Source organism: Corallococcus macrosporus DSM 14697, assembly GCF_002305895.1.
Classification (GTDB): Bacteria; Myxococcota; Myxococcia; order Myxococcales; family Myxococcaceae; genus Myxococcus; species Myxococcus macrosporus.
Genome location: NZ_CP022203.1, coordinates 947222 through 969382 on the forward strand (window position 1 = coordinate 947222; position 22161 = coordinate 969382).

General features: G+C 72.9%; 18 protein-coding genes. 13 read left to right on the top strand and 5 right to left on the bottom strand.

The genetic code is table 11. The features are described 5' to 3' along the window. Window positions 1-598: 598 nt before the first annotated feature. The 4 genes from MYMAC_RS04070 (at window position 599) to MYMAC_RS04085 (ending at window position 5124) form a co-directional block, all read left to right on the top strand. Window positions 599-3169, top strand: a complete 2571-nt coding sequence (locus MYMAC_RS04070) for a PAS domain-containing protein (RefSeq protein WP_239989335.1) — start codon at window positions 599-601, stop codon at window positions 3167-3169. A 3-nt stretch (window positions 3170-3172) separates the two neighbouring features. Beyond that, window positions 3173-3631 carry a response regulator gene (locus MYMAC_RS04075; RefSeq protein ID WP_013936054.1) on the top strand — a complete coding sequence of 153 codons (459 nt, stop codon included), beginning with the start codon at window positions 3173-3175 and terminating at the stop codon, window positions 3629-3631. An 11-nt stretch (window positions 3632-3642) separates the two neighbouring features. Beyond that, window positions 3643-4764 carry a hybrid sensor histidine kinase/response regulator gene (locus MYMAC_RS04080; RefSeq protein ID WP_095957108.1) on the top strand — a complete coding sequence of 374 codons (1122 nt, stop codon included), beginning with the start codon at window positions 3643-3645 and terminating at the stop codon, window positions 4762-4764. Between the two features lie 153 nt (window positions 4765-4917). Beyond that, the gene (locus tag MYMAC_RS04085) at window positions 4918-5124 is read left to right on the top strand and encodes a hypothetical protein (protein ID WP_095957109.1); all 207 of its coding nucleotides are present in this window, start codon (window positions 4918-4920) and stop codon (window positions 5122-5124) included. 17 nt (window positions 5125-5141) lie between these two features. Here the strand turns inward: MYMAC_RS04085 and MYMAC_RS04090 are convergent, their stop codons facing one another. The 3 genes from MYMAC_RS04090 to MYMAC_RS37575 form a co-directional block, all read right to left on the bottom strand. Beyond that, a complete protein-coding gene (locus MYMAC_RS04090; RefSeq protein ID WP_095957110.1) occupies window positions 5142-6041 on the bottom strand; it encodes a DUF4202 domain-containing protein in 900 nt (299 codons plus the stop codon). 195 nt (window positions 6042-6236) lie between these two features. Beyond that, window positions 6237-6473, bottom strand: a complete 237-nt coding sequence (locus MYMAC_RS04095; RefSeq protein WP_013936050.1) for a hypothetical protein — start codon at window positions 6471-6473, stop codon at window positions 6237-6239. A gap of 243 nt (window positions 6474-6716) precedes the next feature. Further along, window positions 6717-7529, bottom strand: coding sequence for a hypothetical protein (locus MYMAC_RS37575; RefSeq protein WP_082207049.1), 813 nt, complete (start codon window positions 7527-7529; stop codon window positions 6717-6719). 416 nt (window positions 7530-7945) lie between these two features. On the opposite strand from MYMAC_RS37575, the gene traC reads away from it, so the two are divergent. The 5 genes from traC to MYMAC_RS04125 all read left to right on the top strand — a co-directional run bounded on the left by traC (window position 7946) and on the right by MYMAC_RS04125 (window position 14235). Then, window positions 7946-9760, top strand: coding sequence for an outer membrane exchange accessory lipoprotein TraC (gene traC / locus MYMAC_RS04105; RefSeq protein ID WP_239989337.1), 1815 nt, complete (start codon window positions 7946-7948; stop codon window positions 9758-9760). A 305-nt stretch (window positions 9761-10065) separates the two neighbouring features. Further along, window positions 10066-11544 (top strand): M57 family metalloprotease, encoded by a 1479-nt coding sequence (locus MYMAC_RS04110; protein WP_239989338.1) that lies wholly within the window; start codon window positions 10066-10068, stop codon window positions 11542-11544. 116 nt (window positions 11545-11660) lie between these two features. After that, window positions 11661-12566 (top strand): AEC family transporter, encoded by a 906-nt coding sequence (locus tag MYMAC_RS04115; protein ID WP_013936046.1) that lies wholly within the window; start codon window positions 11661-11663, stop codon window positions 12564-12566. Window positions 12567-12697: 131 nt separating this feature from the next. After that, window positions 12698-13498: a nucleotidyltransferase family protein gene (locus MYMAC_RS04120; RefSeq protein ID WP_204817381.1), complete on the top strand. Its 801-nt coding sequence runs from the start codon at window positions 12698-12700 to the stop codon at window positions 13496-13498. Window positions 13499-13641: 143 nt separating this feature from the next. Further along, window positions 13642-14235, top strand: a complete 594-nt coding sequence (locus MYMAC_RS04125) for a hypothetical protein (RefSeq protein WP_239989339.1) — start codon at window positions 13642-13644, stop codon at window positions 14233-14235. 64 nt (window positions 14236-14299) lie between these two features. Here the strand turns inward: MYMAC_RS04125 and MYMAC_RS04130 are convergent, their stop codons facing one another. After that, entirely contained in the window at window positions 14300-14509 is a 210-nt protein-coding gene (locus tag MYMAC_RS04130) for a hypothetical protein (RefSeq protein WP_013936043.1), read from the bottom strand. Between the two features lie 196 nt (window positions 14510-14705). On the opposite strand from MYMAC_RS04130, the gene MYMAC_RS04135 reads away from it, so the two are divergent. After that, the gene (locus MYMAC_RS04135) at window positions 14706-14936 is read left to right on the top strand and encodes a hypothetical protein (protein ID WP_095957115.1); all 231 of its coding nucleotides are present in this window, start codon (window positions 14706-14708) and stop codon (window positions 14934-14936) included. A 54-nt stretch (window positions 14937-14990) separates the two neighbouring features. Beyond that, window positions 14991-15284: a hypothetical protein gene (locus MYMAC_RS04140; protein WP_013936041.1), complete on the top strand. Its 294-nt coding sequence runs from the start codon at window positions 14991-14993 to the stop codon at window positions 15282-15284. Between the two features lie 10 nt (window positions 15285-15294). On the opposite strand, the gene MYMAC_RS04145 is transcribed toward MYMAC_RS04140, so the two are convergent. Next, window positions 15295-16488: a hypothetical protein gene (locus tag MYMAC_RS04145; protein ID WP_095957116.1), complete on the bottom strand. Its 1194-nt coding sequence runs from the start codon at window positions 16486-16488 to the stop codon at window positions 15295-15297. 120 nt (window positions 16489-16608) lie between these two features. Here MYMAC_RS04145 and MYMAC_RS04150 point away from each other — a divergent pair, with 120 nt between their 5' ends. Next, entirely contained in the window at window positions 16609-19692 is a 3084-nt protein-coding gene (locus MYMAC_RS04150) for an MG2 domain-containing protein (RefSeq protein WP_204817727.1), read from the top strand. After that, window positions 19689-22100 carry an alpha-2-macroglobulin family protein gene (locus MYMAC_RS04155; protein WP_239989340.1) on the top strand — a complete coding sequence of 804 codons (2412 nt, stop codon included), beginning with the start codon at window positions 19689-19691 and terminating at the stop codon, window positions 22098-22100. Before MYMAC_RS04150 ends, MYMAC_RS04155 begins: the two co-directional genes overlap by 4 nt. Window positions 22101-22161: the final 61 nt, after the last annotated feature.

Sequence of the window (22161 nt, forward strand, 5' to 3'; positions counted from 1 at the left end):
GGCCGAGGCCGCCGTCAGGCCGGGTCCCAGGGGCCGCGCTGGCGCGCGCGTGCCGCCGCGCAGGCGCCACGGCGCGGGGCGGACTCGACGGGGAGATGGGCTCCACATGGGGGTGTCACGCTCCTCACGCGGCCTATCCCTCACAGGTGATATCCGCTGGCGGAAGGTGGTGCGCGTTGCTCGAACCCGCCATGTGGGAGTTGCTCGCGCCCTGGCAGGAGGGTGGCAGGGGAGGAGAGGTGAGAGGGGGCCGCCCGCCCGCCTGCCCAACGTCGTGTGATGCGTGGCTGACATTGCCCGCGTCCTCCCTGGCCTCTCAGCTCGCCGAGGCGACTGGCATTGGCGGCTGCCCGCCCAGGCGCTGGGAGGCCAGGTCATCCTGCTGAAAACCCTTGTCGTGGTGAAGGGTGCGTCTGTCTGTTTTGTCCGCGCAAAGACAGACGTCTCGTGCCGCCGGGTGTTGACAGGTGTGTCCGGGTCCCGGCTCCCCGGCTGCCCGGGGTGGGGCCGGCCCGGGTCCGGCACTGTCGGCTGTTGAAAAGCCGCCTCCGCCCAGGAGGGCGCATCCGGGGCGGGCTGTTATGGTCGGGTGCCTTCCATGACGCACCCCCTCAGCAGTCCTCCGGAGGCGGCCCCGGAGTCCCCCTCGCGCCCGAGCCCGGTGCCGGCGCTCCCCGGAGTGGACGCCTTCCCGCAGCTCGTCTGGGTCGCCCGGGCGGACGGCCATCACGAGTACTACAACGCGCGTTGGTACGCCTACACGGGCCTCACGCCCGAGGCGTCGCGGGGCGGGGGCTGGCGGCGGGCCTTCCACCCGGAGGACCTGGAGGAGGCGGATCGCCGCTGGGCGCACGCCCTGCGCACCGGTGAACCCTATGAGGTGGAGTACCGCTGCCGCCGCCATGACGGGGTGTGGCGCTGGCACCTGGGGCGGGCGCACCCGCTGCGGGACGACAGCGGACGCATCATCCAGTGGTTCGGCACCTGCACGGACATCGAGGAGCAGAAGCGAGCCACGGAGTCCATGCGCCTGCTGGCCGAGGCGGGCGCGCTGCTGTCCTCGTCCTCGCTGGACTACGCGTCCACGCTCGCGGCGCTGACGCGGCTGGTGGTGCCGTCGCTCGCGGACTGGTGCGCCATTGAAATCGCCTACGAGGACGGCTCCACGCGCCAGGTGGGCGTGGCGCATGTGGACCCGGAGAAGGCGCGCTACGCGGAGGAGCTGCGCGTGCGCTACCCGCCGCGCCACGAGGACCCCTCGGGCGTGCTGTCCGTCATCCGCACCGGTGAGCCCGTGGTGATGCCGGACATCCCGGACGCGGTGCTGGTGGCCGGCGCGCGCGACGCGGAGCACCTGCGCATCGCGCGGGAGCTGGGCCTGCGCTCGGCCCTGCTGCTGCCGCTGAAGGCGCGCGGGCGCACCATTGGCGCGCTGTCGTTGGTGCAGGCGGAGTCCGGCCGGCGCTTCTCGCAAGCGGACGTCCTGCTGGGCACGCAGCTCGCCGAGCGCGCCGCAGTGGCGTTGGACAACGCCCGGCTCATCAAGGAGGCGCAGCGCCTGGAGCTGCGCTTCCGCTCGGTGGTCACCGCCTCCACCCAGGCCATCTGGGTGACGCGGCCGGACGGCGACATCTCGGAGGACAGTCCGTCCTGGCGCGCCTTCACCGGAATGACGTACGCGCAGTGGCGGGGCCACGGCTGGCTGTCGGCCGTGCACCCGGAGGACCGGGACGCGGCGGCGCGGGGCTGGTTCGCCGCGGTGGAGCAGCGCCGCCCCTACGAAGCGGAGTACCGCCTCATCCGCCCGGACGGCCACTACACCCCGGTGCGCGTGCGCGGGGTGCCGGTGCTCAACCCGGACGGCGGCGTGCGGGAGTGGGTGGGCACCACCACGGACATCTCCGCCCAGCGCGAGGTGGAGGCCGCCGCCCGCCGCGTGGAGCGCGAGGCGGCCGCCCGCCGGCTGGAGGCGCTGCGCGCGGAGGTGAGCCTGGCCCTGGCGCGCGAGGGCAGCGTCCCGGAGATTCTCCAGGACTGCGCCAGCGCCCTGGTGACCCACCTGGGCGCGAAGACGGCGCGGCTGTGGCTGTACGCGCGTGACACCAACACCCTGGAGCTGGCGGGCAACGCGGGCCCCACCGCGCCCCCGCGCGACAAGTGGATGCGGGTCCGGGTGGACGGCCTGGGCATGGTGAGCGAGGTCGCGCGCCTGCGCGCCCAGCTCCGCGTGGACGACCTGCGGGACGACCCTCGCGTCCTGGACCGGGCCTGGTTGGACGCGACGGGCGTCCGCTCGTTCGCGGGCATGCCGCTGATGGTGGGCGGGCAGCTCGTGGGGGTGCTGGGCGTCTACCGCGGCGCCCCCCTGGGCGAGGACGCGGTGGCGGCGCTGGCGGCGGTGTCGGACGCCATCGCCCAGGGCGTGGAGCGGCGGCGCGCCGAGGAGGTCCTCCAGCAGCACGCCCAGGAGCTGGCCCGCTCCAACGAGGAGCTCCAGCAGTTCGCCTACGTGGCCTCGCATGACCTGCAGGAGCCGCTGCGCATGGTGGCCAGCTACACCCAGCTCCTGGGCCGGCGCTACAAGGGCAGGCTGGACGCGGACGCGGATGAGTTCATCCATTACGCCGTGGACGGCGTGAACCGCATGCAGCGGCTCATCCAGGACCTGCTGGCCTATTCGCGGGTGGGCACGCGGGGCCGGGACGCGCGCCCCTGTGACGCGGGCAGGGCGTTGGACAGGGCGGCCGCCAATCTCCGGGTCGCCATCCAGGAGACACACGCCTCGGTGGAGTACGGGCCGCTGCCGGTGGTGCTGGCGGACGAGACGCAGCTCACCCAGTTGTTCCAGAATCTGGTGGGCAACGCGCTCAAGTTCCACGGGGCCGCGCCGCCCCGGGTCCGGGTGAGCGCGGCGCCCCAGGGAGACGAGGTCCGCTTCACGGTGCGCGACTCGGGCATTGGCATTGCCCCCGAGTATTTCGAGCGCATCTTCGTCATCTTCCAGCGGCTTCACGGTAAGGAGGAGTACCCGGGCACGGGGATTGGCCTGGCCATCTGCAAGAAGATCGTCGAGCGCCATGGAGGCCGTATCGGCGTGGAATCCCAGCCTGGCGAAGGCACGGCCTTCTGGTTCACCTTGCCCGCCGCGCCGTCCCATCCGGAGTCTTGAGACATGAGCCACGACGCGACTGGCAGCCCGATTGAAATCCTCCTGGTGGAAGACAACCCGGGCGACGTGCGGCTGACCATCGAGGCACTCAAGGAGGGCAAGGTGCACAACCGCCTGTCGGTGGCGCGTGACGGCGTGGAGGCGCTGGCCTTCCTCCGCCGCGAAGGCGTGCACGCGGGCGCGGCCCGGCCCGACCTCATCCTGCTGGACCTCAACCTGCCCCGGAAGGACGGGCGCGAGGTGCTGGCGGAAATCAAGGAGGACCCGGGCCTGCGCCGCATCCCCGTGGTGGTGCTCACCACCTCCAAGGCGGAGGAGGACATCGTGCGCACCTATGACTTGCACGCCAACTGCTACATCGCCAAGCCGGTGGACCTGGAGCAGTTCATCTCCGTGGTGCGCTCCATCGACGACTTCTGGCTGTCCGTCGTCAGGCTGCCCCCCAAGCCCGAGGCTTCATGAGCGACCGGGGCATGGACGGGCGCCCGCTGCGGCTGCTGCTGGTGGAGGACAACCCCGGCGACGCGCGGCTGCTTCAGGAAGAACTGAAGGAGATGACCACCGGGCGCTTCGACGTCCTCCACGTGGAGCGGCTGGCGGACGCGGTGCGCGTGCTGGCTGGCGCGGGCGTGGACGCGGTGCTGCTCGACTTGTCGCTGCCGGACGGGCAGGGGCTGGCCAACATCCCCCGCCTGCTCAACGCCGCGCCGTCGGTGCCGCTGGTGGTGCTCACCGGGACGGACGATGAGCAGCTCGCGGTGCAGGCGGTGCACGAGGGCGCGCAGGACTACCTGGTGAAGGGGCAGGTGACGGGGGCGCTGCTGGTGCGGGCCCTGCGCTACGCCATCGAGCGCAAGCGGGTGGAGGAGGGGCTCAAGCGCGAGGAGGCGGCGCGGCAGACGGCGGTGTTCCGCGAGCAGTTCCTGGGCATCCTCGGGCATGACCTGCGCAATCCGTTGCAAGCCATCTCCGGCAACGCGGCCCTGCTGCTGCGCTATGGCGGCCTGGCGGAGCCGCAGCGCAAGGCCGTCAACCGCATCTCCATCTCCGCGGACCGGATGGCGCGGATGATCAACGACCTGCTGGACTTCACGCGCACCCGGCTGGGCGGCGGCTACGCGCTGACGCGCGCCCGGGTGAACCTGCACGACGTCTTGCGGCAGGTGGTGGAGGAGCTGGAGGTGGCGCACCCGATGCGCCGCTTCGAGCTGGTCATGTCCGGCAATGGCTGGGGGGAGTGGGACGCGGACCGCATCGCGCAGGCGGCCTCCAACCTGGTGGGCAACGCCGTGCAGTACTCGCCCGAGGACACGCCCGTCTGCGTGTCCGTGCGCGACGAGGACGGCGGCGTCCGGCTGGAGGTGCACAACTGGGGGCTGCCCATCCCCTCGGAGCGGCTGCCCCACATCTTCGACCCCTTCGTGCGCGCCCAGGACATGCGCAGCGCGCAGCGCAACGGGCTGGGGCTGGGGCTCTACATCACCCACGAAATCGTGCGGGCCCACGGCGGCCTGCTGCAGGTGACGTCCACGACGGACGAGGGCACGCGCTTCTGGCTGTACCTGCCGCGCTTCGAGGCGGCTGCGGCGCGCTAGCCGCCCGCCTGCTGCATGGGCGGGCGTCCTGGAGACAGGCTCCCGAGGGAGCGGCGCCGCGAGCGGCGGGACGACCCATCTTGATGGGGTGAAGCCAACGCGGCCGCGCCCGCCTTTCGTGGCGCGCGGCCCCAGCAAGCGAGGGGTCAGCTCATGGAAATCCTTGGCGCCGCCATCCTGGGAGTCGTCATCTTCGCCGTCCTCATCATGGCCGTGATTCTGGGCGGCGCGTTCGGCAACAAACAGGCGCGCAACCTGCGAGAGATTACCGAGCGCGAGCAGGCCGCTGGACTGACGGGGGACGTCACCATGAACGACGGCGGGCTGGGCGGCTCGTCGGACCGGACGGTGCGCGCGTAGCGCGAACGCCGGTCGGCTCAGGCCAGGACGTCCACTGGGAAGTGGGCGGCCACCAGGACCTCGAGCTGCCCGCGCACCGCCGGCGCCAGGCGCAGGTGTCCCAGCCAGCGCAGGTGCTCGGGCCGCAGGTGCGCGAGCATCCGGGCCACCTGGCGGCGGTGGTGCTCCGGCGGGGCCTCGCGGAAGTAGCTGGAGGACTGCCGGGAGAAGAACGACAGCGCGCCCGCGGTGCGCAGCAGCGACACGTCCCGTTCGCTGCCCGGGCGCTCGCCGCGCGTCACCAGCTCCCGGACGCGCCGGCAGGTCGCGTCGTCCGCGCCCGCCTCCTCCAGCAACCGCACCGCGCGGTCCGCGCCGCGCGCCGGCTGGACGCGGTCGAAGGCCCGGAGCGGCAGCGGCCCGTGGGCGGGCTGCTCCACGTCATGGAAGAGGGCCGCGGCCTGCGGCGGGAGGTCCACCTCTGGACGCAGGCGCAGCGTCCATTGCCAGGCGTCCACCGCGCGGTGGAACTCCGCTCGCACCTGGGGTTGCTTCAAGTCGTGCAGGGAGCGGTGGCGCGCCAGCAGCCGGTTGAAGAGCGGCGTGGCGGAGGCCGCGTTGCGGCGCCCCACCAGACACTGGTAGCGGGTGAGGATTTCGAGCGCGGCCACGACGAGCGCCTCGCGGCTGGCGCCTTCCAGGTGGAGGGCCAACCATTCGGTGCGCTCCCCCGCATCGAAGACGCGCGCGTCCCAGGCGACGGGGTCGAAGGCCGGCGCGTTCCATTCGGACACATCCAGCCGGAGGACGTGCGCGCCACGTCCGGCGGACAGCGGCGCGAGCTGCACGGTGGGGAACGCCTGCTGCACCAGCGGCCAGCCATGTCCGGCGGCGGGGCCCTCGGCGCGGAAGTCGGAGAGCAGGAGCTGACGGAGCATGGGGTGCCTCCCTTCAGGCGGAGGAGTCGCCCGTGCAGGTTGGGCCCCAAGCTGGCGTCAGGTGCCTCGCGTGCCTACTCCCTCCAGGAGTCCCGGCTCCGCGTGGGCGGGTCAACGAAAGGCTCCAGCGGCGGCGGGCGCTCCTCGTCCCGTGGAGGCGCGCGCCGCCGGAGCCCGTGTGCCTGCTCGCCCGGACTAGGGCCGGCCCGGGTCCGCGGGCTGGTTGTAGGCGTAGGCGCTGGCGCCCGGCGCCCGGTCCTCGTGGAAGAGGGGGCACTTGGCGCAGGTGAAGCTATCCCAGTCCTTCTTCACGGCCACGTCGATGCAGCCGCCGTAGAAGCGGCAGTGCACGTTGCGGTGCTCGTCGATGGAGAAGGACTCGGCCCGCAGCGGAAGGCGGAACTCGGTGGGTCGTGGCTGTGGACAGGACATGGTGCCTCTCTTGCCCCCCTCATGGGACGTGTCACTCCACTACCTGCCGTTGCGCCGCGTCATTCCCGGCGCGTCCGGGGCCACCCGCGCCGTGCGTCGCACGGGCCTCATGGGGGCCAGCAGGAAGGGTGTGTACCCTGTAACGGGGAGGGGGCCCGGCGCGCATCCGTCCGGGCGCGTCCGGAGCGGGGTGGGGCGCGCCGCCCGGAGGGCGGGCGGGCGCTCATCCACCTGGGGGACGGCTCACACCTGCAGCGACTTCTCGACCTCGGACAGCTTGTAGCGGGCCATGGCCAGGTTGGCGCTGGAGCGGTGCAGGGCCACGTACAGGAACAGGCCCTCCTTGCCCGCCAGCGGACGGATGAGGTGGTACTGCTCGCCCAGCGTGATGAGGATGTCCTCGATGCGGTCCTTGATGCCCAGCATCGTCATGGCCTTCATCTTGGAACGCACGACCTCGGTGTTGGCCGCGGCCGCCGTTTCAATGTTGAACGCCGGGCTGCCGCCAATGCTGCCCAGGCACATGCCGCTCTTCGAGTCCGCCAGACAGGCCGCGAAGGCCCCTTCAATCTTCAGCGTCTCTTCCAGGGACTGCTTCACGTTCGCCATGACTTCGCTTTCGACCAGGGGGTGGGTGGGAGGCTTCGCGGCGGTGGAGATCAGCTCATCCAGGCCGTACGTCAATTGACTGGAATAGGTGCGCGGCTGGGGAACGAACATGGCCTGGGCGTCCGTCAACGACAGCAAGGCCTCCAGCTGCTCCGACATGTGGCGGCGCAGCAGGTCCCGCATCGTGTCCCGGGGCACCAGCCCCCACGCCACCAGCGTCTCGCAGAAGTTGCCGCCGCTCTGCCGGCACTCCGCCACGACCTGCTCCACGTCCTCGCGGCTGACCACCTGCTCCCGGATGAGCACCGACGAGAAGTTGAGCGCGCCAGGCCCGTTCAGGACCGCCCAGGCCACCTTCCGCGCCACCACGAAGATGCGCCCGGAGACGGTGGTGGACCGGACGACCACCTCCCCACCGAGTTTGCTCTCCAGGGCCTCGTGGAGCACGGTCCGTACGACCTGGCGGGGCGCAGAAGTCTGGGGTCGGAGTGCGGGTTCCATGAGGGCGGGTCCAGAGTGCTCCAGGAGGCAATGCGACGCGGAGGCGATGGATGGGTTGAATATATACAGTCGGGATGCATCATCGCAACTGCACTGTAAAATATCAGGGTTCCCAGTGGGGTGGGGCTATATAGACTCATTCTGGGCTATTGCAACCCAGGTCGCAAGAATCCACGCCTGTTGAAAAGCCCACAGCGCAATCCCTGTCACGCGGAGTGGGGGTTGTCAGGGAGGACAGGGATTGAGTCCGCCGCGCGCGTCTTGCGGATGCGCCCCGGTGTCCGGTGAGTGCCCGGAAGGTGGCCTGCCGAGACGACGTCCTGAGTCTTCACCCGGTGGAGGCTTTCCTCGAAGATGCGGGTGTGAACGCGTCCGTCCGAGGCCCTTGTCCCGCTCCCGCTTCCTCTCGTCGTTGGCTGGGGGCGCTGGCCCTGGCCCTGGCGCTCGCCCTGACGGGGTGCTCCGCCTTCTCCCGCGCGGTGAAGGAGGGAGACCTGGCCAGCCAGGAGCAGCAGTGGGCGGAGGCGGAGGCGGCGTACCTGCGCGCGCTGGCCGCCGACCCGGAGGCCTCCGAGGTCAAGGTGAAGCTGGGCAAGGTGCGCCAGGCCTGGAGCGAGGTGGTGCTGGCGGAGGCGCGCTCCGTGCATTCCACGGGGGAGTTGGATGCGGCGATGAAGCTGCTGGTGCGCGCGTTGGAGCTCAACGCGGACAACGTGTCGGCGCGCGAGCTGCTGAGCGAGGTGTTGAATGCGCGGGTGGCCAAGGGCCACGCGGCCTTGAAGGCCGAGCGGCTCCAGGACGCGCGCGCCGAGTTCGACGCGGTGTTGTCGGTGGCGCCGGACCACGCGGCCGCGAAGCGGGGCGTGGACGGCGTGCAGGTGGCCTGGGCGAGGCGCTGGTTCGGCACCGGTGAGGGACTGGAGAAGGCCGGCAAGCTGGGCAACGCGCTGGTGGCCTACGTCCGCGCGGACCAGGAGCGCGTGGGGGCCACGGCGGCGCGGGAGCGGGCCGAGGCCGTGCGCCAGAAGCTGCGGGACGAGGTGGCCTTCCTGGTGGTGGCCTCGCCGGTGGAGGACCGGGCCGGTGCGCCGGACGTGGCGCAGCGGCTGGCCGCCGGGCGGCTGGCGGCCATGCTGCCCACGAAGCTGCCCCTGCGCGTGGTGACGGAGGCCCCGGAGGGCCGCGAGGGCGTGCGGCTGGACCTGGCCCTGGAGCGGGTGTTGCCGCTGCAGGTGGTGGAGGAGTCGCAGCGCACGCAGCGCTATCTGGCTGGAAACCGCTCCGTGCCCAACCCGCGCCGCTCGGGCTTCGAGGGCAAGCTGTTGCAGGCCGAGCGCGCCCTGGAGGACGTGGAGCGCAAGCAGGCCGCGGCGCTGCGCGAGTACCTGCGGATGCAGGCGGAGCTGGGCATGGTGCGGGTGTCCGCCGAGCGCTGCCGTGAGCGCGAGCGCCGTGAGTGCCGCGAGGCGCTCCATGAATGCGGCGAGGCGGCGCGCGAGGTCAGCGGGCCGGGCCAGTTCCCCAGCGAGTGCAACCCGAAGCGCTGCGACACCAAGGCGTGCGTCGCCGAGGAGGTGCTGCTGGTGGCCAAGGCCGCCGCGTCCCTGGAGAAGGAGAAGGCGCTGGAGGCCGCGCTGGACAAGGCGGAGGCCCAGCGCACCCAGGTGCAGCGCCACCGGGACACCACCTTCCGGGAGCCCATCACCGTGGAGGAGCCCATGTATTCGGACTTCGTGTTCGACGTGCAGCTCCACCGCCTCACCGTGACGGCCACCGTCACCGCGGTGATGAGGGACCTGCTCAAGGCGCAGCAGGTGCCGGCCCCCAACACGCAGGACTACGCGGTGGCGCACGAGGACACGGCCCACAAGGGGTATGACCGGTACGGCGTGCTCGCCGACCCCGTGCAGCTCCGCAACGAGCTGGAGCTGCGCGTGGAGGCGGGTGACAAGGCGGCGGCGGACCTCGCCCTCCGCGTGAAGGAGCGCTTCGACGCCTACCGCGGCAAGCGCGTGGAGGACGCCCGCCGCGGCATGGTCCGCCCCGGCGCCGAGGACGTGGTGGAGACCGCCGTGCGCGCGCTGTTGCTCACCGCGGACGCGCCGCCGCAGGACATCCTCCAGCCGCTGGGCCGCGCGCGCGGCCTGAACCGCCCGGAGACCCTGGTGGGCCTCTAAGGGGTTTCCACCGGTAGCGTCGCATTCAAGGACAGGTGAAACTGCGCAAAATGCGGCGGGTGTCTTTTCTCAGGACACTCTGTCTTGTTTCGGGTCAGTCCTGTTTGTGTGGATAACCCCTTATAAATACTGGTTTTCGATCGTTGTTTGTCAAGGCTGCTTACGAAAATGCCCCGACACCTGGAGCCCCTGCGCACCGCGTTGTCCCCGGAGTCGATCAAAAATCTGAATAACACCAATGACTTGGATTCTGGCACGGCGGCTGCTTGGTCGGCTGCGAACCACTCATCCCAACAAGGATGTCCATGTCACAGTCCAAGTTCGTCGGCGCCCTCACGGGCCTGGCGTTGCTCGCCGGTTGCGGCGGCAACGATGGCTCCACCACCACTCCCGAGGAGAACCTCGGCCAGGGGATGTCGTGGGAGGAGTTCCTCGCTCAGGTGTACCAGGAGCCGGAGACGGGCATCTTCATCGCCGACGGTGACACGCCGTTCGCGTCCGAGAAGCACCTGCGTGAGTTCTACGACAACAACGTCAAGAACGGGCAGCTCATCGTCCACCGCGTGGGCGGCCAGGACGCGGCGTGGAGCGCCACCCAGAAGCTGAACCTCACCTACTGTGTGAGCACCACCTTCGGGAGCAACTACAACCGCATGGTCCAGGCGATGGCGTCTGCGACCGCGACGTGGGAGGCCGCTGGCCACGTGGACTTCATCCACGTGAGCGCGCAGGACTCCAACTGCAACGCCAGCAACAACAACGTGCTGTTCGACGTGAGCCCCATCAACGCGGGTGGCCAGTACCTGGCGCGCGCGTTCTTCCCGGGTGACAGCCGCTCGAACCGCAACGTCGTGTTCGACCCCAGCTCCTTCCAGCCCCTGGGCGTCTGGACGCTGGAGGGCATCACCCGCCACGAGCTGGGCCACGTGCTCGGCTTCCGTCACGAGCACACCCGCCCCGAGTCCGGCGCCTGCTTCGAGGACAACAACTGGCGCGCGCTGACCACCTACGACGGTTCGTCCGTCATGCACTACCCGCAGTGCAACGGCACCCAGAACGGCGACCTGGTGCTGACCACGAAGGACGTCCAGGGCATCCAGGCGCTCTACGGTACGCCGAACGGTGAGCCGCCCCCGCCGCCCCCGCCGCCGCCGGAAGGCGACGAGGTGACGGAGACGCGCACGGGCTCCGTCGCGACGGGCGCGAGCGTCAACTACGGCCCCTTCAACGTCGTCCCTGGCTCCACCTTCACCGTGCGGATGACCGGCTCGGGTGACCCGGACCTCTACGTCCGCGCGGGCGCGGCGCCCACCACGACGGCGTACACCTGCCGTCCGTACCTCAGCGGCGCCACGGAGAGCTGCTCCATCGAGATTCCGGCGGGCGTGACCACCGCGTACATCATGGTGCGTGGCTACTCGTCCGCGAACTTCAACCTGACCATCGACTACCTCACGCCCTCCGGCGGCGGCAACGGTGGCACGCCCACCAGCGAGACGCGCTCCGGCTCCGTGGCGCGCAACCAGAACGTGCAGGTCGGCTCCTTCAGCGTGAAGGCCGGCACCAACTTCAAGGTCGTGATGTCGGGCTCGGGTGACCCGGACCTCTACGTCCGCTTCGGCGCGCAGCCCACCACCAGCGCGTACACCTGCCGCCCCTACCTCAGCGGCGCCAACGAGACGTGCGACATCCCGGTGCCCGCGGGCCAGACCACCGCGTACATCATGGTGCGTGGCTACTCGGCCGCCACCTACAACCTGGCCATCAACTACACCAAGCCGTAGTCCAGGGCTCGGCGTAGCGTGAACGACGGGCGGTCTTCCCACCAGGGAAGGCCGCCCGTTGCTTTTGGGGCATGTCGCTGGAGTTCCTGGCGGTGGGCTGAGACGCTGCGCCCGCCATGGGGAACGTCATCGGGCTCTTGGGGGTGTGCATGGTGCTGGGCGTCCTGGCCCGGCACAGCGGGAGGTTCCCGGAGGGCTCCGCCGGGGCGTTCAACACCTTCCTCCTGTACGTGGCGCTGCCCGCGCTGGTGCTGCGCGCCATGCACCAGTTGGTCTTCGTGCCGGAGCTGCTGGTCGCCGCCGCGGTGCCGTGGCTCTACTACCTGGGCGCGGTGCCCTTCTTCCGGTGGCTGGGCCCCCGGCTGGGGCTGTCCGGGCCGTCCGTCATGGCGCTGGTGCTGACCGCGGGCCTGGGCAACACCGCCTTCGTGGGGCTGCCCATGGCGGAGGCCCTGCTGGGGCCCGAGGGCCTGCCGGTGGCGGTGGTGGTGGATCAGCTCGGCTCCTTCCTGGTGCTGTCCTCGCTGGCGACGCTGGCGGCGGCCCGGGCGGGCTCGGACACGCCGCTGTCCTTGCGGCAGCTCGTGCGCAAGGTGGCGACCTTCCCTCCGTTCCTGGCGCTGGTGGTGGCGCTGGTGACGCGGCCCTGGGCCTACCCGGTGTGGCTGGACAGCGTGCTGGAGCGGCTGGGCTCGCTGCTGACGCCGCTGGCGCTGTTCGCCATTGGCCTGCAACTGCGTCTGTCGGGCATCCGGCCCCGGCTGCCCGCGGTGGCCCTGGGCCTGTCCTACAAGCTGCTGCTGGTGCCGGCGCTGACGGCCGTGGGCCTGCTGGCCCTGCCGGGACTGGCGCCGGTGGTGGTGCAGGCCACGCTGCTCCAGGCGGCCATGGGCCCCATGGTGAGCGCGGCCATCCTGGCCGCCGAGCATGACTTGGACCCGGACCTGGCCGTGCTGATGGTGGGGGTGGGCGTGCCGCTCTCCTTCGCGACGGCGCCGCTGATGTTGGCGTTCGTGCGCTGAAGCACGCCCGGCTGCCCCGCGGCCTGTCACGCGGCCGGACCGCTGTCATCCCGGCAGCGCGCTCCTATTTTTGGCGCATGGCTGAGCAACCACCGAAGGCCTCGGGTGCGCCCGGGGGAGACCCACGGCGGATGGAGGTCCGACGGCCGGTCGCCGAGCTGGGCGCCCGGGCCTACGCCATCCAGCTGCTGTCCGATGCGCGAATCCCCTTCCTCGTCGGCGGCGCCTACGCGTTCGCCCACTACACCGGCATCTACCGCGACACGAAGGACCTGGACCTCTTCATCCGCAAGGACGACGCGGACCGCGCGCTGAAGGTCCTGGCCAGCAACGGCTGGGACACGCAGAGCGACGTCCACGGCTGGCTGCACAAGGCCTTCTGGGACGACTTCCTCGTCGACCTCATCTTCGCGTCGGGCAATGGCATCACCGTCGTGGACGACGGCTGGTTCGAGCACGCCGTCTGCGCCCGGCTGCTGAACTGCGAGTGCAACGTGCCTCCGGCGGAGGAAATCTACTGGAGCAAGGCCTTCGTCCTGGAGCGCGAGCGCTTCGACGGCCACGAGCTCACGCACCTGCTCCTGAAGGCGGGGCGCGCGTTCGACTGGCCACGGCTGCTCGCGCGCTTCGACCGGTACTGGGAGGTGCTGCTCGCGCACCTGATGTTCTTCCGCTTCGCGTACCCCGCCGACCGGGACATCGTCCCCGAGTGGGTGATGCGCGACCTGCTGTCCCGCGCGAACAGCTCGCTCGCCGAGGGCGACTGGGACTCGAAGCTGTGCCGTGGCCGGCTGCTGTCGCAGGTCAGCTACCAGGTGGACGTCGACGAGTGGGGCTACGAGGACGGCCGCGCCTGGGATGAGTCCGAGCGTGAGCGCGAGCGCGAGCAGGAGGCCGTGCCCGCCGCGAGCGGCTCGTACGGCGCGCACTGAGCGCGCGCGAAGCGGCGGCGCGCCGGCGCCTGTTGGCCGCCTCCCCACCCGCCCGTCATGAGGGCGCCGGGGCCGTGGGCCATGCCTCCGGCCGTGGCGGAGGCGCACCTTGCCGCGGAGGACGCGCGGAAGGCAGGTGCCACGTGACGCAGACAGGAGTTCGCAGGTGCGGTGTCGCCCTGGGCCTCATGGGCGCGGTGGGGTTGACGCTCGCGCCCGCTGCCCAGGCGCAGGTGTCCGTCACCGGCGGGGGCGGCCCCATCCGGCTGGAGGCGGGCGAGCAGTCCGTGGCGCTCTCCCTGGACGGGGACACGCTGCGGGGCCCGGGCATCGAGCTGCGCCAGCGCGGCGCCGCCTGGGTGGGCCAGGTGCGCGGCAGCGACGTGGACGTGGGCTGGAGCTCCGGAGGCCTGCGGGGCCGCGTGGGAGACGGCACGGTCGCGCTCCAGGTGTTGGAGCGCACGCCGGAGCCCGGGCTGCGCCTGGAGGGAGACTTCGCCAGCCATCCGTCGAGCCTCATCGTCGCGCCCTTCGCCATCGCGGGGGCCGTGGGCGGCTGCGACTACACGCTGTCGGTGACGGGGGGGCGCTACGCCGGCTGGCGCACGTGCCAGCCCGGGACGACGCTCCAGCCGGGGCCCGTCTCGCTGACGCTGCCGGAGGAGGTGCTGGCCCTGGACACGGGAGAGAAGGCGGCCCTGCTGGCGCTGTTGCTGTCGGAGGAGGTGCTGCCGTGAGGCGGCCCACGCGGACACGGCGCGCACGCGCCTGTCCGGTGGCCCGTGGAAGGAGTGCGCGCGTTCAGGCGAGCGCCGTGGTGGCGAACGACAGCTCCACGCCGTTGTCGCGCACGCGCATGCTGGGCTTGGACAGCCAGTGGCAATGCGGGCAGTAGCTGTGCGCACCCGCCTGCGAGGCACGCACAGTCACCTCGCCGCCGCAGAGCACGCAGCCGTCGGGGAGGACGAATTCGGCGAACCGCTCGCCGGTGTTGCTCTCGAATTGAGTCATGCTCCTGAGTTAACGCAGGAATCGCGGGGCACAAGGCGACCTGCGGTGTCCCCCGGTCGGGCATGGCCGCGAGCAGGCAGGCGGCCGAGCCCTCCTGCATTCCTTACGGGCCCGCCGCCCTCTGATGGATGGCGGACACCCCAACCCGGTGATGTCGCGTGTTCGCCCTGGCACGGGGATTTCAAGGGCCGGGGGCATGGACGCACAGGGCGGGGGTGAGGGCATGGGTGGGGTGCTGCGGGTGGAGCTCCTCCATGACCGGCGGGGCTGGGGCGTGGAGGTGGAGACGTGGGAGGGGGCGGTGCGCCGGTACCGGTACGGCAGCGAGGCGCAGGCCCGCTACTTCGCCGCGGTGTTCGAGCTGGGCCCCCGCGTGCTGCCGCCGGTGAGCGCGGGGCGCCGCAGGCGGACCCGCCGGGCGGCCTGAGGCTCCGCGTCTTCTCTCTACACACGCGGGCTGCTTTCGGAGAGGCTACGGGCCATGAGTGACGCACCCAAGCCCTTCCTTCACCGCCCCAACCGCCAGCTCATCACCAAGGAGCCGGACCCCGCGGGCCGTTGGTCCAAGCAGTTCCCGGACATGATTGGCTACGCCAGCCAGGGCGGTGGCAAGGTGCCGGCCGACTTCGGCTGGAACACCAACCCCAAGCAGTGGCAGGAGGAGCTGACGCCGGAGACGCTGGCGGCGCGCTACGACGAGCTGCGCATCCTCCCGCCCAGGCCCGCCGCGCCGGCGCTGCCCGAGGGCGCCAAGGCCGAAGGCACCAAGCCGTAGTCCGCTGCCTTCAACTGAAGGGCAGGGCCGCGAGCCGCTCCCGGAACCGGCCGAGCAGCTCCCGCGCCCCTGCCTCCTCCAGGCCGTCCCCCGCCTCCTGACGCGCCTTGCGCAGGAAGGTGTCGAAGGGGGGCGAGCGTCCCAGGAGCGCGCCCGCCGCCTCCACCGCCTCCGCCAGCACGCGCTCCGCGCCGCGTGAGCCCAGCGTGAGGTGCATGTCCGCCTGCTCCAGCTTCAGGCCGCAGGTGGCCCACACCGAGCGGTCGTGGACGACGAGCCAGGCGCGGGTCACCTCCTCCATCTGCTCCTCCAGCGCCGCCAGGTAGGGCTCCACCAGCCCCGGCAGCGCGTCCGGCGCCAGCTCCGCCAGGGCCGCCGCGTCCAGCAGGCGCGCGCGCACCTCCAGCACCTGCTGCTTCTGCGGCGTGCGCAGCGCCACCGCGGCCGGCAGGGACACGAAGGCGGACAGGCTCTCCGCCACCTGCCGCGCCATGGCCGGCCGCGCGCGGGCCTCCGCCCTGGCCGCGCGCTCCAGCCGGCCTTGCAGGGAGCGGCGCAGGTCCGCCGCCGCCGCGCGCAGCGCCGCCCGGGCGCCCACCTGGTTCGCGTAGCCGGGCACCACGTCCTCGCGGCGCACGTCGTCGAACGCCGCGGCGGTGAGGTACACGAGGTCGCCGATGGTGACGCGGAAGTCGGCGCGGAAGGCCTGCAGCTCGGCCATCAGCGTCCAGCGGTCGCTCACCACCTCGGGGCGGCGCATCTGCTGGCCCAGCTCCGCCACGCGCCGGGCCAGCCGGTCCGCGACGGCGTGCAGCACCGCCTCCACCTCCTGCGCCAGCCGCTCGTCCGAGCTGGCCGGAGGCGGGGCCCAGCCGCCATCGCCGAGCCCGGTGGGGCGCGAGGGCGGCGGGAACTCCTGGTGGACGGCGGCGATGAGCTGGTTGACGCCCACCAGCGTGTCGCCAATGGCCGGCGCCATCGTCTCCCACAGCGACAGGTCCGCGCCGCCGTCCGCTTCCAGCGACGTGGGCTCGTACTTCGCGATGCTCAGGTGCCCCAGCCGGTCAATGGCCACGGCGGCGGCGCGGTGCACCCGCTCCAGCCGGTCCGCGAGGTGCCGGTCCGTGAGGGCTTCCAGGAGGGATTCCAGGCGCGCGGGGAGCGCGTCCTGGGGCGGGCGGGGCTTGGGCGTCGGCGCGGGCATGTCGAGGCGGGGAACCGCGAAGGGACGCAGACCCTAGCGCACCGCCATCAGTCATGCGACGGAGGGGGGCTCGTCAGGGCCCCGCCTTCCCGGCATAGAGTGGAGAGAAGGGGAGGAATGATGACAATCCGCTTCCGGCGACGCCGGCTGCTGGGGGGAGGGCTGGCCGCGTTGCTCGTGGGAGGCGCGGTGGCCTACGCCACCTGGGACGTCTGCGTCTCCGCCTGGGTCCTGCAAGGCGTGAAGGTGCCGAGCTGTCCGGACGGACAGTTCCGCCAGGTGGTGGAGGTCCACGGCTCCGCCCTGGCGCGCGGCAGCACGGGGCGGGTGGTGGTCCTGGCGCAGGCGCTCGCGCCGCACCCGGAGACGGGGCGGATGATGCGGGCGCCGGTGACGCAGGGCTCGGCCGCTGTGTTCCTGGTGGACGCGGAGGGGAAGGAGACGCCGCTCCCGCTGGCGAAGGACACGGACTGGGAGCGCATCGACGAGGACCGGAGGCTGGCGGCCGAGGTGGTGCTGCCCGAGGTGCCGGACGGGGACTACCAGCTCCGGGCGAAGGTGACGTCGCCGCTGGGCACGGACTCCGTGGACGCGGCGCTGCCGCTGTACGCCACCGCCCTGGCGCACGTGCTCACGGACCGTCCCCTGTACGAGCCGGGCCACGAGGTCCTCTTCCGCGCGGTGGCGCTGCGGGCCAAGGACCTGGCGCCGCTGGACGGGCGGCCCGGGACGTGGCGGGTGACGGACCCCTCCGGCGAGGTGGTGCTGGAGGAGCGCGCGCCCGCCGGGCCCTGGGGCGTGGTGCCCGGGCGCTTCCCGCTGGACCGGGGCGCGCCGCGAGGCACGTGGACGGTGAGCTGGGTGAGCGGTGGGGCGCGGGGGGCGGCCACCTTCGAGGTGAAGCCCTTCACCCTGCCGCGCTTCCGCGTGGAGGCCAGCAGCGCCCGCCCCTTCTGGCGCGCGGACGAGGTGCCGGTGGTGGACGGGCAGGTGACGTACGCGTCCGGCGCGCCGGTGGCCGACGTGGAGGTGGCGCTGACGTGGGACCTGGACGGCGACTGGCCCGCGCCGACGGAGTGGTTCCACGGGGGGCTGCCCGAGCGCGCGCGCACCGACGCGGCGGGCCGCTTCCGGCTGGTGTTGCCGCGCGTGCCCATGGACCTGCGCGGCCAGGCCCGGCTGGTGGCGCGCGTGGTGGCGCGGGACGCGGCGGGGGACCGCGTCGAGGGCGGCGTGTCGCTGCTGCTGTCGGAGGACGCGCTCAGCGTGTCGGCGGTGACGGAGCTGGAGGGCGGGCTGGCGCCGGGCTTCAACAACCGCGTCTACCTGCGCGCGACGACGGCCGCGGGGCAGGTGCTGCCGGGCGCGGAGCTGACGGTGAAGCGCGCCTGGGACCCGCGGGACGAAGGCGTGCGCGCGGTGGCGGACGAGGACGGCGTGGCCGTCTTCCAGCTCGACCCGGGGCCCCCCGTCAACGTCGTGGTGCCGCCCATGCCCGTGCGGCCTCCGCCGCTCGAGCCCACCGTGCGGCTGAACCAGGCGCGCGACCTGCTGGCGCCGGGCACGGAGGCCTCGCTGGAGGACCTGCTCGCGCTGGAGAAGCTGCTGCCCGCGGTCGAGCCCTGCGCGCGCTTCGTGACGCGGGACCAGGTGGAGCTCGACGTGGAGCTTGGCCTGCGCGTGAGCGCTTCGGGCGCGGTGCTGGACGTGGCCTCCGACGCGCAGCCGCTGTCCGCCTGTGTGGCCACGGCGCTGCGCTCGCGCACGCTGCCCGCCGGGCGCGAGCGCGTCCTCCAGGTGGGCCTGAGCCTGGCGGACCCGGGGCTCCCGGAGCTGGAGGTGGAGGTGGAGTCGGCCTTCGGCCGGCCAGAGTCGCTGGTGAGCGCGCTGGGCGACGCGGCCCGTGACGCGCGCGTGTGCCTGCCTCGGGCGCTGAGCGTGGAGACGCCCCTGCCCGCGGCGGTGAGCTGGCGGCTGGGGAAGCGGGGCCTGGAGTCGCTGACGTGGGTGTCCTCGCCGAGGCAGCCCGTTTCGCTGGCCGCGTCGGTGATGCCCTGCATCCAGGAGCGCTTCGCGCGCGTCCGGCTGCCCGACGCCGAGCGGCCTCAGGGCGCACTGGGCGTGGCGCGCCTCACCGCGCGGCCGGCGGGACAGACGGGGGAGCGGGTCGTGCCGCAGGCCACCACCTTCCTGGGCTACGAGCTGAGGGTGAGCGCCACGCTGGGCGGCGAAGCCGTGGGCGAGACGAAGCTGGTGCAGCGTCCCGCGGAGGTGCCTCCCACGCGCCTGCGTGCCACGCCCGTGCTGGCGCGCGGCGGCGACGAGGTCCGCATCGAGCTGTTGCGCGGGCCCCAGTACTCCGGCGCGCTGCCCGAGCGCCTGGTGCTCCAGGCGGGCGACGCGCGGCTGGAAGGGAAGGTGGACCAGGCGACGCGCTCGGTCCGCTTCAAGCTGCCCGAGGACTTCGAGGGCTGGGCGATGACGTACTGGGAGGGCGCGCAAGGCCGCGTGTACGTGGCGCCGCGCGCGCAGCTCTCCGTGGAGGTGACGCCGGACAAGCAGCGCTACGCGCCCGGCGAGCTGGCCCGGCTCCAGGTGCACACGCGCGTGGATGGCCAGGACGGTCCGGCGGCGGTGGGCCTCTTCGGTGTGGATGAGACGCTGGCGCAGCTCGCGCCGCTGCCCGGGGCGGATGCGCTGGGGACGCTGCGGCCCGTGCCCAGCGTGTCCTCGCCCGCCTTCGGCGTCCTGGACGGACAGGCGCTGGCCATGGGCCGCATCCGGGGCGCGAACGCGGCCTCGGCGGCGGTGCTGCGGGTGAGCGACGTGCCCCGGCGTGAGCACGCGGAGCCCCGGCTGACGGTGAGCGCGGCGACCTCCTTCGAGCCGGAGTCGGAGCTGACCGAGCCCTTCTACGCCGTGCTGTCGGAGCTGCACGCGCAGGTGCGCGCGTGGGAGGAGCAGGCGCCTCAGGGCCAGACGCTGGACCCGGCGGGCATGGCCCGGCTGTGGGAGGGCGCGCTGGCGGCGTGTGAGAAGCGCGGCGAGAAGGTGACGGATGCCTTTGGCCGCCGGCTGAAGCTGTCCCGGCTGCCCGTGGACCTGCTGGCCCTCACCGACCCTCGGGCGGTGGTGTCCAGCGGCACGCGGCTGCCGGAGGACGTGGAGAACTGGAACGCATGGGTTGCCCGGGAGGCGCCATGAATCGCTCGTTCTTCGCCGGGGTGGGGTGCTCCCTGGCGGGCCTGGTGGGCTTGCTGTTGGTCGTGACGCTCTTCGGCGACAACATCCGGCGCCTGTTCGGCGCATCCGCGGAGGCGCTGGCCGGTGAGCCCGCGCGTCAGGTGGCCCGCCTCATGCCCCCGTCCCAGGACTCGGCCTTCGGCGGCGATGTGCAAGGCGTGGCGGAGGCGCCAGCGCCCGAGATGGAGATGGAGCTGGACGCGTCCGCGCGCGAGGTCCTCGGCGAACGCGCCCAGGTGCTGAAGGCGGAGAGGAGCAAGAAGCGTGCGGGCGCCGCGGAGACGGACGCCGCGCCTGGCCGCGCCTGGTTCCCGGAGACCTTCCTCTTCGAGCCCCTGGTGGTGACGGACGCGGCCGGCGCGGCGACGGTGCCGGTGCGCGTACCGGACCGCCTCACCCGGTGGCGGGTGCTGGCGCTGGCGCACTCGCGCTCGGGCGCGCAGTCCGGCGCGGTGACGACCTTCACGGGCACGCTGCCCACGTACGTGGACCCGGTGCTCCCGGCCTTCCTCCGCGCGGGTGACGCGGTGCGGATGCCGGTGCAGGTGATGAACACCACGGACGCGGCGGTGGAGGCGCCCTTGAAGGTGGAGGTGCCGGGCGCCGTGGTGGAGGGCGGCAGCCGCACCGTGCGGGTGCCCGCGCGCGGCAGCGTGGTGGAGTACGTGACGGTGCGGGTGGCCACGCCGGGGCAGGTGGCGGTGCGCGCGGCGCTGGGCGCCACCGACGCGGTGGTGCGGGACTTCCCCGTGTGGGCCACCGGGCGGCCCGTGCTCCAGACGCGCGGCGGCACGCTGGCCGCGCCGCGCACGCTGTCCCTCACCGGCGAGCAGGACGCGCAGCCGGGCAGCGAGCGGGTCCGGCTGCGGGTGTACCCCGGCGGCCTGGGCGTGCTGCGCTCGGAGCTGCTGAACGCGGGCGGACGCGAGGACGCCGCGGGCGTGGCGTATTCACTGCTGCTGGCCGGCCGCGCGTCGGAGCTGCTGGCCGCGCTGGGTGAGACGCGCTCCGCTGAAGCGCTGAAGTCGCTGAGCACGCCGGGGCGGAAGCTGACGGCGCCCACGCCTCCTGAGCCTGGCGAGGTGGACGTGGAGGCGGTGCGGACCGGGCTGCTGCGGTCCACCCAGCGCGCGCTGCGGTGGAGCCGGGCGCCGGACGTGGCCACGGCGGCGCTGCTGGCGGAGGGCGCGCTGGCGCACCCGGACAACCCCGTGCTGGCCCGCCTGGGCGAGCGGCTGGCCGCGCAGGTGGCGGCGGCGCAGCTCCCGGACGGCACCTGCCAGGGCGGCGAGGGGTGGACGCTCCAGCGGCTGCTGGTGGCCACCGCGGACTGCACGCGCGCGGTGAACGCGGCGGCGGGGACGCCGGAGGGCAAGCGCCGCGCGGCCTTCTTCACCGCGCGGGCCTCGGGCGCGCTGGAGCGCAACCGGGCGCACGTCAAGGACGGCTACACCGCGGCGGCGCTGCTGGCGAGCGGCGCGGTGACGGGCTCGCCGCGGGATTCGCTGCGCGAGCAGGTGCGCGAGGCGGTGAAGCGGCGCGACGAGGGCGCCGCGTACCTGCCCGTGGAGGAGGGCGTGGTGGACGCCGCGGGCAACACGCCGACGGAGGCCGAGGCCACCGCGCTGGCGGTGCTGGCCCTGGAAGGCGACGCGAAGGCGCCCGTGGCGGACCTGGGCGCCGCGTTGCTCGCCAGCTATGAGCCGGCGTCCGGCTGGGGCAGCGGGCGCGCCAACCGGCTGGCGTTGCAGGCGGTGGTGGCCCTCTTCCGCGAGCCGCTGCCCGCCCAGGTGCGGGTGGTGCTGGAGCGGGACGGCCAGGTCCTCACCGAGGGCACCTTCGACGCCAAGGCCCTGCGGGAGGTGCTGTCCCTGGAGGCGGCGGCGCCGGGCTCGGGTGGCACGCACGCCTGGACGGTGCGCGCGGAGCCCGCGGTGCCGGGGCTGGGCTTCGCCCTGGCGCTGAGCGCCGCGGTGCCGTGGAAGCAGGCGTCACAGGCCGGGCTGGAGCTGGCGGTGCAGGTGCCCTCGGACGCCAAGGTGGGGCAGCCGTCGGAGGTGGCGTTCCAGGCGTCCACGCCGTCGGGCATGCCCCTGGTGCTGCGCCACGGGCTGCCCGCCGGGGTGCAGGTGGACGCCGGCAGCCTGGAGGCGCTCCTGCGCGAAGGGAAGGTGTCCGCCTGGAGCGCGGAGGATGGCGCGCTGACGCTGAGTCTTCCGCCCCGAGGGCCGGGCGAGCCCTTCCAGGTGCGCTTCCGCGTCATCCCGACGCTGGCGGGCACACTCCAGGGCGGGGCGTCGTCGCTGACGTCCCCGTCGCGCCCTGACCTCGTGTCCTACGTACCTCCCGCTACGTGGGCGGTGCGCTGAGCGGAAGTCGCCGCCGCGTCCTGCCCCCGGGGCCACTGCCTGGGTTTCCGGGGGCGCGTTA